This window comes from Peribacillus sp. NPDC097295 (genome assembly GCF_044761665.1).
GTDB lineage: Bacteria > Bacillota > Bacilli > Bacillales > DSM-1321 > Peribacillus.
In genome coordinates, this window is record NZ_JBIWCW010000001.1 from 636,444 (window position 1) to 647,306 (window position 10,863).

Here is a 10,863-nt window from a genome sequence, read left to right on the forward strand (position 1 = left end):
ATGGGCGTGCAGTTTTTTTCATTTCCTACTCTAATTTTTCGGTAAGTCTAAATTCCTGAACTGATCGACAGGAACAATCTCTTCCTCCATGTCCATCACTTTCAAGATGACCCGGTCTCCCACCTTGGTCAAGACTACATCGGACAGTGCTTGAACGGAAGGGTCAATCGAGAATCTTTTGCTGCTGCCGTCCATGATTAGATAGAACACATACCCACTCGAGAGATTGGCATCGTTGATTCTGACAACTTTCCCCTTGACTTCTTTCATTTCAAATCCTTTTTGAGGCGTCACGCCATTGACTTTCCCCAAGGAAACAATCAGTTTCTTATAGTTCCGGAAGGCTTCATCTTTGTTTTTCCCAAAAGCTACTTGAGGATTGTCGCTATTGGCATAGACGATGGCCACCCCTTGGAACTTGCTTCCTTTTGTAACGGGAATCACATAGGTTGGCGCTCCGTATATCGTATAGAAAACACCATTGGTCGCTTTCCATCCTGGATATTTGGACAAAAACTCACTCGCATTGGCATTCGATTTTGCTTCTTTTCCGGTTAATACAGAGGTCACGCCTTTATAGTACGTCATTTCACCCGTTTTGGCGTTGAATACGCCGTATCCCACCAGCGTTTTCGAGTTTCCTTTTGATTTAGCCCTCGTGAAATCGACGACATAAATCAACTCGCCTTTTTCATTAAAGGTGACTTGCATATTATTCTCATTCGGAATCAATACATCTTTTTTCGGACCGATGAGCGATTGGTTTCTCCATCCGTGAACATATTTCCCCCAATAGCTCCAATATTCAAGTGCGGTTTCTTGGGTGAATGTTCGGTCAATCCACTTTGGCTCTTTTCCTAACGGATAGAATTTGGTGTTTCCCGTTTCAGGATTCACCAATACCACTCCGTCGACCACAGACCCACTGCGGTATGCCAAATGATGGCCAACCGAAGCTACAAAGTAAGACTTACCTTCTTCATCCGGCTCAAGGTACGTATCATAAATGATTTTGGTCGGATAGGTCTTACGGATTTGTCTTTCTACATCATAATCCAGGTATTGTGAAGGTGCATATACCATCTTCCCTTTCACCGTGCTTGCACCTTTATCCGTCGAAACGGCTGAAATCAGATTATAACCTGGCGTGTACTCAGCTTTTCCGGCTTTCATGAAGCCATCCATCTCAATCGGAGATGTGTATGTTAATTCGCCATTGATATTGGTCAGACGGTATTCACCTTCTGTGAAATACGACGCGTTTTGGATCTTATTGATTGCCGCGTCGCCTTTTGCGTCGGCCATTTTCACCGTCACAAGCGGCATGGTTTTGATATCTTGAACTTCCTCTAGTTTATTTTTCTTTATGACATCGGCTAAATCATGAAGCTTTCCGGCAACCGTGAGCGGATAAAATAGCATGATCACCCATGAAGCAATCAGCAAAAAACCGATTATATAGGTTGCATGGACATTCCAAGGCGTCTTCACACGCTTCGGATCACCTTGTTTCCGATCCCGTCTTTTTTTGGGTTCTTTACTCTTAGATATGTACAAGCCTGCATCTACGATAAGTATCAACCCAAACAATTCGGCCAAGTTTGAAAAGAACGCTGTGGCAGTATGGTCTAGCAGATTAATATCGATCAGGAAAAATAAAAGGATAGCGGCAAGTACTAGTCGCAGCACCTGCTCAATGAAAAAGGATCTATCCTTCTTCTTGACTGCTTTGGACCATCGTTGCGGAATGAGGGAAAGCCCCAATAAAGCAAATGGAATCTTCGTTGCAATCCCTTTTAAGATAAATACTAGTAATGATAATATCATGATTTCTAAAAAACTCCTCTGATGTATTTTTCTATCTATTCCCTTATTTTAACACAACAAATGTCCCACACCTTCCTCTTCTTCTAACCTATATTTCTTTCTGAAATTTTTTTTCCGGGCATGCTACTTTTTCCGTTTCAAAGTTTATATAGACAGTGAAGATTGTTCCGTTCGAGGGAGCAAAACTATTAATCTGAGGGGGAATGGATATGAAGTTTGTCAATCAGCGAAAAACGGTGATCTTGTACGTGGAGTTGGCCACAAAGATCGGGTTGAATGAGGCAATTGTCCTGCAGCATTTGTCCGCATGCCTGGAAGAAAGCATGTATAAAAGAGACGGGCGCTTCTGGGTACAGCATACGTATCAGGAATGGCAAGAGCAGCTTCCGTTTTGGTCACATGGAACGATCAAGCGCATTTTCACCACGCTTGAGAAGACGGGATATATACGGACGGCCAACTATAACCATTTGAAAATGGACCGGACAAAATGGTACAGCCTTAATTACAGCAAGCTGGCCTCTCTTGATGGTGCGGTACGAGATGAAATCAAAATCCTTCCTCAAAGTACGGACTCGGTTCCATACAAGGAGATTCTGAAATACTTCCATGATAAAACCAATGCTTCCTACCATCTCAATACGAGGAGGACGAAAACCTTGATTCAGTCCCGTTTCAACGAAGGCTTTACACTCGCTCATTTCTATCAAGTCATCGATTCCAAGTGTGCCGAGTGGCTGTACCATCCTTATTATCGTAAATATCTACATCCGGAGACATTATTCGGTCCCCGGTTCGAGACCTACCTGACCCAGATATCTGAATCTCCATGACAAAATCCGGCTGATCATGATGAAGAATATTTTTTTTGATCGCATGCTACTTTTTCCGTCTTAACGTTTATATAGACAGTGAAGATTGATCCTTTTGATACACACAAATTGAATCCTCGAAAGGTTCAATCCAGGGCATACGGGAGGGATGGAAATGGAATTGGAAACGTTACTGGATCAGGAATATAGCTTGGGATTCAATCCCGATTTGGCGGCAACGATCGGCTTATCGGAGGCATTGATGTTGGCTCACCTCCACACCTTAATTGAAGCATACGGAGTAGAACGCGACGGAAGGGATTGGATCGTCCATACCTATCGGCAATTGCATGAACAGCTACCGTTCTGGTCAGAGGCTACGATCAAGCGGACGATTCTCAGTCTTGAAAAAGACGGCTGCCTCATTTCGGAAAACTATAACCCATCGAAGATGAACAAAACGAAATGGTACAGCATCTGTTATGAAAAGTATATCGACATGCGCGAAGATGAAGAATGATTTTGGATGGATATTAAACCCTGCCCTACTTATGAAGGCGGCCACAAAAGGAGACGAAACCGTATGATTTATGAAGAAACGTACCACTATTTATTGAAACATGTATCTTCCACAGAATTTGATACGTGTTTGTACTCCTTGCTGCATAGTGATTGGGATGGGGTCATTCAAAGCCCGCTTCATATGATGGCAAATGGCGTGGGGACTTCGGAAAAATATATGAAACAGATCATCCGGAAATTCACTTCGCCAAAAGACGGAAGTCCCCAGATTTTCGTGCCATTTCAACAAGATGGTGAGATGTTGTACAAGTTCAACCTTGGGCCTACAAGTAACCTGGGCTTTAACTACAAAACCGACCGTTACTGCAAGAAATACCGTTTCTTTTTTCGTGATGCTTTCAAAGGATTGACGATTTCGGCAAAACGTCTGTTGCTGATGGGCGCTTATCGGATGTCAGTATCAAAGTCGGAAGAAGTGATGTTCGATTATCATGAAATCGTCTCGGAACCCACTCCCCTTTTCACTAGGCAGCGATTGTTGGAATCGATTGAGACAATTTATCGGGCAGGCTTAGGCGACTTAGTAAAGATTTCTTTCACATGCAAGTCTTTTTCCAAAAAAGAATTCATTGTGTTTACCTTTAAAGAAGGAACGCTTGGTGATTTCCTGGAAAATCGTGCCGAGCGGGCAGGTTTGCGCCGGACGATTTTCGATTCGGGCTTCCCCGGCCATATTAACGATGCCGTTTCCATGGAACTCGAACGGGTCGGAAAATACGTTTTCCGCTCGTTTCTTAAAGATGCCAAAAAAACGGATACTCCCAGGGATACTCAAAAAGAACTGCTGACCCTCGCACGCTTCGTTTATTCGCAAGCTCTCAAGAAGTTTGGCAAGGCTTTACTTGCCAACAAGCACCTACTAACTGAGCCAAAACAGGCCTCGGCCTATTTAAGCACGATTGTCTATAATGAAACGTTAGAACAAATGGCGAAGTATGCCCACAGGGCGGAATCCATCAAATCCCTCCTTGACCGCGAACATTTTCATAAAGAGATTTCCGAGAAGGCACTTGGACGTGAAGTGAACTATATGGAAGTGAGCCATCATGTCGAACCAATCCGCCTGAAGTTCCAGCAAGCTGACTTCATCCACACGATACTGAATGGCTGGTGCGAGGAGTGGCTCATTTCCCGCGTCAAGACGGTGACCGAGGAAGCGGTTGGGGATGTATCCGCAACCGAAAATCCTCATGACCAAAAAAGGACCGCATTCGACTATATCACCACTCTTAGAAATGATACATATGATCAATTGGACAAGCTGCTCGCTTTGATCGAAAAATTCGGGAATGCTGCAGTGGCGCCGTCCACCCAGCTCTATCCACTCACCAAGAAAAGGGAGACCATCCAATCCTACTTCGCAATCCATCGAGAACGGCTCGACGCACTTTCCGCATGCTCCTCTTGAAGCAACACTACCTTTAGTAAGCTAGTGTTTTTCCCCCTGCCCTTTTTTCTCCCTGTCATAGATTAGCCCAAAGAGAACGGATACCGTTCTCTTTTTTGTATCTCCTAAAGCGTCTGTGGATAAAAATACTTGGCTGTGAATTAAAGGATTCGACTTGTGGATTGTGGATAATCGGATGTTGATATTGCCTTGTTGCCTGTGAGTTGTGGATTGTGTATGTGGATAGTGATCCAAAGCTGTAAATTATGTTTTGAATCGCCCCAAAACCCAGTGATACCAAGGGTTTCCACACGTAGGTTATCTAAGGGTCTAAAGAATGGGTCTGAAAAGAAAGAACTGAAGAATGTCCTGAATAATCGTTTGAATAAGGAGATGAACCGTCACCCCCTTTAGGACAAAATGAATTCTATTAAGTAACTATTTTCTAAAAGACTGTTACTATCGGTGATACTAACTGTATAATATTACCAAACACTTAGAGATTTGTTTGGAGGTGTTTATATGAGATTAAAGAGCTTCTTGGTTACCTTTGGTTCATTTGCATTGACGACAGGAATGCTCTATCTGTTTGGTCATCTATTCACTATTCCTTCGTTAATGTTCCATATCGATTATACAGTGAACGGAGACGGCTTCTTCATTTCAGCTGGTTCGTTGGTTCCACTAACGATCGGTTTGATTGTATGTTTATTTGCAGAAAAGATTTATATTAACAAGTTCCGCTAAATTGGTTCATTCCATATGGCTCTTTTCGTAAAAAATTGCTCTAGACAAAGTAGAGAGTTCATTTTCATTTTATGTATATCACTTAACAAACAGGCAGGATTATTGAACAAGTTTTATGGACTATAGTGGCAGTAATATTAGTAAAAAGGCTTTATAACAAATAATAGGAGGGGTAGAATATGAGAAATAATTTTCAAATCTTTGCGTTACAAGAGAAGGAGTTTACTAACTTATTTCTAATGAATGAAGAAGAATTAAAAAGTATCGGGGCAGTTAAAATGATTGCAAATGTAAATCCTGGATACCCTTGTAGGATAAGTTTGAAGGATGCAGAGGTAGGGGAAGAAGTATTCTTACTGAATTACCAGTATCATAATGTTAATTCACCTTATAAAGCAAGTGGCCCTATATTTATACGAAAGGAAGCAACTACTGCTAAGCTAGATATAAATGAAATTCCGCAAATGTTACAACATAGGTATTTATCTGTGCGTGGATACAATGCTGACTCAATGATTGTAGAAGCAAAGGTTACAGAAGGTGAAAATTTAAGAGAAAATATAGATGAAATTTTTGATAATAAAAAAGTCGATTATATTCACATTCTTAACGCTAAACCAGGATGCTATAACTGCCTAGTTAATAGAGTGTGAAGAAGGAAATGAAAATGTAAATTATCCTATAAGTATAATTATACTTATAGGATAATTGGGTCTAATAAGAGCAAAGAAGACCCGATTCTTCAGCAATTTGGGAGCTTTTATTGAATATTTTGTTAATTGAGCACTATGAATTCTTAACAGAAATTATTTTCTTAAAAATAGAAAAGAAGAAAAGGACTGCTGAACCTAACATGAGTAGTGTATATATATTGAAGTAAAAATCATTGGTATACGTGTTTAACCATCCAAAACGGTATATTCTTGAATCCCTATTTTGTGGGGTACCTCCTAGTTCTTTAATAGAATCCAATACAAATTGATATTCTAAGTAAGAAAAGAGTAGAGTTACTACCAACGAACAAACGCTAATTAATCTCCACGTACTGAGATTCAACTTTAGGTGCTTTAAATCTCTCCATAGATTTTTTAAGAAAAAGAAGAAAAAAACAATGGCAACTGGAAAAAATAAAAAACCAACATTTCCGCCCCCAGTGGTTACATTTGGATCAGTCGTAAATACATTCACGATATAAATAACAATACCACTTAAAACTAACCAAAAATAAGATCGTTTTGTTAAAAATCGCATATATTTTCCTCATTCCTTTAATCTTACTCGTATAGATTGTTGCTTCTAAAATCAAAATCTCCATTAATTATATGGTCCCTTTTCTTTTGGATTTTGCGCCTCTAAAAAACTATCTTGTAACCCTTTCATGAACGCCCCTTGCAACTCTTCTTTATATGTTGTTAGCTCTTCCTGCGGTACAGGTGCTAATGAATAGCAACCATATTTGAAAAAACAGCCTTTAAAATACTTCTCTCTTTCTATAAAAAAACGCTGATGAAAAAAATCAGCGCGTACGTGGATATATCAACTATTATATATAAAAATCAAACGCTGATATCCTGATTTTCACTCGTCTGGATTTTTTTCAACCGGTTTATATCCAAACGAATCAATAAGGAAATAATCAAGGCAACGGCGAAAAACCCCGTAAAAACAATTAGGCTTTGAGAATAGCTCCCTGTCGTTTCTCTAATCCATGAAGCGAACATCGGACCCACTAATCCTGCAGCTGCCCACGCCGTCAGGATATACCCATGGATGGCACCCAACTGCTTCGTGCCGAACAAATCACCGATATACGCCGGGATGGAAGCAAATCCTCCCCCATAACACGTATAGATGATGGCTAGTAAAATTTGATAAATAACGGGGTGATCCGTAATGATCAAAAGTGGGAAGGCAATGACTTGTATGGTGAAAAATATCGTATACGTATTCGGACGACCAATAAAATCCGATACGGAAGCCCAGCCAATTCTTCCGAGTCCATTGAAGGCACCAAGCACTCCTACTAATGCCGCAGCCGCAACGGCGCTCAAACCAATGCTTTCCTGAGCAAGTGGAGAGGCCGCTGAAATGATAGCAATCCCGCATGTTATATTAATGAACAGCATGAACCAAAGATAATAAAAGCGTTTGGTCTTTACCGCTTCGTTAGCCCTAAGTTGTGAAAGATCCTGCAGCGCCTTCACCTTACCTGTTTTGATTTTCTCTTTATATCCTTCAGGGAGCCACCCTTTCTTCGGTGGTTCTAGGTAAAGAGAGGATGCTATCATAATAATGAAGTAAGCGCTTCCAAGAATAAAAAATGTATTAGCGATTCCGACAGAACCAATCAATCCTTGAATAATCGGTGAGTTGATCAGTGCCGCAAATCCAAAACCCATGATGGCTAGACCAGTCGCCAAACCCCTACGATCAGGAAACCACTTCACCAAGGTCGATACCGGAGCAATATATCCCACACCAAGACCGATTCCACCAAAAACGCCATAGGAAAGATAAAGCAGTGGCAAAGATTCCATACTGATCGCTACACCGGCACCCGAAATGCCTAAACCAAAAAAAATCGCTGACAGGATTCCTGCTTTTCTAGGACCATATTTTTCAACAAAATGGCCAAGAAAGGCAGCCGACAGCCCAAGAAACAGAATCGCAATACTGAAGGTTAAGCTAATGTTCGTTAAATCCCAACCGAATTCACTTGCCAGTGGCTTGGTGAATACACTCCATGCATACACCGAACCGATTGACAGGTGAATCCCCACGGCCGAGAGCGCAATCAACCACCTATTTTTTGTCTTTGTTTTCCCCATCCCCCAACATCCCCCTTACGAGTCAACCAAGTTATAATTAACAAAATATTCAGATAATAATTAAGAAAAAAAAGAACATCAATTTCGTTAATTATCCACAATAATAGTAACATATGGTTAATTTTTAGACAATTCATTTAAAGAAAGGGATACCCTGATTCTAGCAGGTGATAGAGTATAGGGCAGGTTAGGGCTTTTCAGTGGAGCACCTTGGATGAGTCCATTTCCCTATATAAAAAGTCCAATTTCCAAAGAGCATTAAAGGAAATTGGACTTCTCTTCAGTGGGGAAATCGGATTCTTACAGGTATAAGTAAACTAGCCTTTATTCGTTAATGGATTCTCAAACGTGAAATAGCCACGCGACAATCGGTCCTAAAAAGGAGCCAAGGATTGCACACAAGGTCATCGTAACAGAACTCATTGAAAAGGTCAGTTCACTGTATTCGGCAGCTTTAGAAGTTCCCATGGAATGTGAGGCACTTCCGAGGGCGATACCTCTACCAAGTGGGCTTTGCACACGCATGTATTTAAAGATAGTAGGTGCTACTATTACACCAAAGATTCCTGCAATCATACAGCTTACAATTGTCATAGAAGCATTTCCCTCCAACCCCCTAGCTACTTCTATGGCAACGGGAGTAGTAAGGGATTTAGGAATAATGGAAAGAATTAATGTATGATTTATCCCAAGTATCTTAGCAAGGAGGCCAACCGTGACCATTCCAGAAATGGCACTGACCAATACACCACCCAATATGGTGAATAAGTGATTTAGTAAAAAATAACGCTGTTTATACAAAGGGTAAGCAAGTGCTGCAACGGATGGACCTAAAAGGGAATTAATCCATTGACCACCAGCCATATAGCTTTTGTATGGAATATGAAACAATAATAGGATAAGGATAATCAAAGTAGTTGCCGTTAAAATGGGAATTAAAAAAGAAAAAGAATACCGTTTATATAATAGAGTCATCAAAGAATAAGCGACGACAGTTAATACAATCATGAAGAATGCGAAGAGAACGTGCTGCATTCTTTATCACCCTTTCTTTCTTGTGCTTTTTTCTCAAAAAATTGACTTACCGTTCCTGCTATTGCAATAGTAATGATCGTGCTTAATAGAACGGCTGCAACGAGCAATGCACCTTGAATCGAAAGTAAGGAAGGATAGTTCATGATGCCAACTGTCGAAGGAATAAAGAATAATATGAGTGTGCTTAACAGAAAACCTGCCCCATTCTCTATATACTTTACTGGCACTATTTTTAAGCATAAACAGGTGAACAGTAATAGGAGGGCTACTATACTCCCCGGAATAACTAAGTGAAATAGGTTGTGAATAACGGTTCCGATGTAAGAAAACATGTACAAAATGCATATTTGAAAAAGGATATTGAGAATTTTCTTCATGATTGTGTTGTTCCTCTTTAGGAGCAACTTCCCTTCTTTCTTTTAAATAATGAATCTCATCATATATAGGCTGATGATTCTCACCTTTTCGGATTTTCTTTTTAATCCTTAAGATTTTCTATTATGGTGTAATATGTGTTATCAAGATGGCTCAAAACAGCATCCGTTGTTTGGCGTAAATTCCTGGCTTTTAGCCCCTCAATAATTAATGTATGTTCGTTATATACCTTATCTAAGCTTAATCCTTTCTTTAATGCAGCGATTCCATACCAATTAAAATGGTCAATCAGGTTTTCGATTAATTGATAGAGTCGATTGTTTTGACTTAACTCCGCTAGGAATAAGTGAAAGGAAGTATCATGGTACACAAACTTTATAGGATCTTCCATAAGGTGGGCTAGTTGTTGATCCATCTTCTCAATCTTATCGATCGTTTCATTATCGAGAAGGGGAAGCAGTAGTTCAATGACCAATACCTCATTTGCCTTTCGCAACTGAAAAATTTCATCAACATCTTGCCTATTAATGGTTTTGACCAAAATCCCTTTTCTCGGTAAAGACTGAATCCACCCTTCTAGTTCTAGCTGTTGCAAAGCTAATTTCAAAGGGGTACGGCTAATTCCAAGGCTTTCACTAAGTGAACGTTCATATAACATCGATCCAGGTTCGACTCTTTGTTGAATAATACCCTGCTTAATTTCTTTATAAGCATGTTCTTTAAATAATTGGGGTTGTTCTGCCTTTAAGAAACTCATTATTATTTTCACCCTTTAGCAAAATAGTCGTTAGATAATTTCAGAAAATTATCAGTATGATTAATAATCCAAGAAAAGAAATCTGGCATCTGGTATACCAGATGCCAATAAAAAAAGTGTATCATTTGTTTCGTTTTTAGACAACATTTGATAAGGTTCGTAAATCATGGGGTGGGGTAATTCTTCATAGAAGAACCATGGGCGATTGAGCTTGGCTGATGACAATTCTTGTACATGCCCGGTTGCGCTTTGGCCCATGCCTGGACCTCTTATGCAGGCTATTATCCGACATTAGACCACTTTTCTTCTATTTATTCCAACTAACATGGAAGGATGTCCTTGTAAGCGTGACTACCACCAGGCTAAATAAAAAAAGGAATTAAAAAGGCATTTGAGGTAGTGACCCCTAAAAGTTAGAGTTTTCTTTATGCAGCTATTTGGCTGGCATGAGTTCGGTAGTTTACTGGACTCATGCTAGCCAGTTTTTGTTTAATTCGATCATTATTATAGTAA

The 10,863-nt window shown here is 40.2% G+C and carries 13 protein-coding genes; 5 read left to right on the plus strand and 8 right to left on the minus strand.

Translation table 11 applies throughout. The annotated features are described in order from the left end of the window. Window positions 1–30 precede the first annotated feature (30 nt). Complete coding sequence (locus tag ACIQXN_RS03210) at window positions 31–1,827, minus strand: hypothetical protein (RefSeq protein ID WP_402961666.1); 1,797 nt, start codon at window positions 1,825–1,827, stop codon at window positions 31–33. A gap of 209 nt (window positions 1,828–2,036) precedes the next feature. On the opposite strand from ACIQXN_RS03210, the gene ACIQXN_RS03215 reads away from it, so the two are divergent. The 5 genes from ACIQXN_RS03215 to ACIQXN_RS03235 all read left to right on the plus strand — a co-directional run bounded on the left by ACIQXN_RS03215 (window position 2,037) and on the right by ACIQXN_RS03235 (window position 6,008). Further along, window positions 2,037–2,660 carry a conserved phage C-terminal domain-containing protein gene (locus ACIQXN_RS03215; protein WP_402961668.1) on the plus strand — a complete coding sequence of 208 codons (624 nt, stop codon included), beginning with the start codon at window positions 2,037–2,039 and terminating at the stop codon, window positions 2,658–2,660. A 154-nt stretch (window positions 2,661–2,814) separates the two neighbouring features. Then, window positions 2,815–3,159 carry a hypothetical protein gene (locus tag ACIQXN_RS03220; protein WP_402961670.1) on the plus strand — a complete coding sequence of 115 codons (345 nt, stop codon included), beginning with the start codon at window positions 2,815–2,817 and terminating at the stop codon, window positions 3,157–3,159. A 63-nt stretch (window positions 3,160–3,222) separates the two neighbouring features. Then, window positions 3,223–4,629 (plus strand): hypothetical protein, encoded by a 1,407-nt coding sequence (locus ACIQXN_RS03225; RefSeq protein ID WP_402961672.1) that lies wholly within the window; start codon window positions 3,223–3,225, stop codon window positions 4,627–4,629. Window positions 4,630–5,130: 501 nt separating this feature from the next. Then, entirely contained in the window at window positions 5,131–5,355 is a 225-nt protein-coding gene (locus ACIQXN_RS03230; RefSeq protein ID WP_402961674.1) for a hypothetical protein, read from the plus strand. Window positions 5,356–5,534: 179 nt separating this feature from the next. Further along, complete coding sequence (locus tag ACIQXN_RS03235; protein WP_402961676.1) at window positions 5,535–6,008, plus strand: DUF1203 domain-containing protein; 474 nt, start codon at window positions 5,535–5,537, stop codon at window positions 6,006–6,008. A gap of 133 nt (window positions 6,009–6,141) precedes the next feature. On the opposite strand, the gene ACIQXN_RS03240 is transcribed toward ACIQXN_RS03235, so the two are convergent. From ACIQXN_RS03240 to ACIQXN_RS03270, 7 genes are all read right to left on the minus strand, one after another. Beyond that, entirely contained in the window at window positions 6,142–6,606 is a 465-nt protein-coding gene (locus ACIQXN_RS03240) for a hypothetical protein (RefSeq protein WP_402961678.1), read from the minus strand. 305 nt (window positions 6,607–6,911) lie between these two features. After that, window positions 6,912–8,183, minus strand: a complete 1,272-nt coding sequence (locus tag ACIQXN_RS03245; protein WP_402961680.1) for an L-lactate MFS transporter — start codon at window positions 8,181–8,183, stop codon at window positions 6,912–6,914. A 342-nt stretch (window positions 8,184–8,525) separates the two neighbouring features. Continuing rightward, a complete protein-coding gene (locus ACIQXN_RS03250) occupies window positions 8,526–9,218 on the minus strand; it encodes an LrgB family protein (RefSeq protein WP_402961682.1) in 693 nt (230 codons plus the stop codon). Continuing rightward, window positions 9,188–9,595, minus strand: coding sequence for a CidA/LrgA family protein (locus ACIQXN_RS03255; protein ID WP_402961684.1), 408 nt, complete (start codon window positions 9,593–9,595; stop codon window positions 9,188–9,190). The genes ACIQXN_RS03250 and ACIQXN_RS03255 overlap by 31 nt, the downstream gene beginning before the upstream one ends. Before the next feature lie 101 nt (window positions 9,596–9,696). Next, window positions 9,697–10,350: a GntR family transcriptional regulator gene (locus ACIQXN_RS03260; RefSeq protein ID WP_402961686.1), complete on the minus strand. Its 654-nt coding sequence runs from the start codon at window positions 10,348–10,350 to the stop codon at window positions 9,697–9,699. Between the two features lie 60 nt (window positions 10,351–10,410). Continuing rightward, window positions 10,411–10,608: a hypothetical protein gene (locus tag ACIQXN_RS03265; RefSeq protein ID WP_402961688.1), complete on the minus strand. Its 198-nt coding sequence runs from the start codon at window positions 10,606–10,608 to the stop codon at window positions 10,411–10,413. Window positions 10,609–10,775: 167 nt separating this feature from the next. Beyond that, window positions 10,776–10,863: IS3 family transposase (locus ACIQXN_RS03270; RefSeq protein WP_402961742.1), on the minus strand; the 88-nt coding region annotated here is incomplete at its 5' end.

Bases quoted from the DNA above. Each gene is read 5' to 3' on its own strand.
- ACIQXN_RS03215 (WP_402961668.1), top strand. From the start codon at position 2,037: ATGAAGTTTGTCAATCAGCGAAAAACGGTGATCTTGTACGTGGAGTTG.
- ACIQXN_RS03265 (WP_402961688.1), bottom strand. From the start codon at position 10,608: ATGGGCCAAAGCGCAACCGGGCATGTACAAGAATTGTCATCAGCCAAG.
- ACIQXN_RS03255 (WP_402961684.1), bottom strand. From the start codon at position 9,595: ATGAAGAAAATTCTCAATATCCTTTTTCAAATATGCATTTTGTACATG.
- ACIQXN_RS03250 (WP_402961682.1), bottom strand. From the start codon at position 9,218: ATGCAGCACGTTCTCTTCGCATTCTTCATGATTGTATTAACTGTCGTC.
- ACIQXN_RS03240 (WP_402961678.1), bottom strand. From the start codon at position 6,606: ATGCGATTTTTAACAAAACGATCTTATTTTTGGTTAGTTTTAAGTGGT.
- ACIQXN_RS03220 (WP_402961670.1), top strand. From the start codon at position 2,815: ATGGAATTGGAAACGTTACTGGATCAGGAATATAGCTTGGGATTCAAT.
- ACIQXN_RS03260 (WP_402961686.1), bottom strand. From the start codon at position 10,350: ATGAGTTTCTTAAAGGCAGAACAACCCCAATTATTTAAAGAACATGCT.
- ACIQXN_RS03245 (WP_402961680.1), bottom strand. From the start codon at position 8,183: ATGGGGAAAACAAAGACAAAAAATAGGTGGTTGATTGCGCTCTCGGCC.
- ACIQXN_RS03225 (WP_402961672.1), top strand. From the start codon at position 3,223: ATGATTTATGAAGAAACGTACCACTATTTATTGAAACATGTATCTTCC.
- ACIQXN_RS03210 (WP_402961666.1), bottom strand. From the start codon at position 1,827: ATGATATTATCATTACTAGTATTTATCTTAAAAGGGATTGCAACGAAG.
- ACIQXN_RS03230 (WP_402961674.1), top strand. From the start codon at position 5,131: ATGAGATTAAAGAGCTTCTTGGTTACCTTTGGTTCATTTGCATTGACG.
- ACIQXN_RS03235 (WP_402961676.1), top strand. From the start codon at position 5,535: ATGAGAAATAATTTTCAAATCTTTGCGTTACAAGAGAAGGAGTTTACT.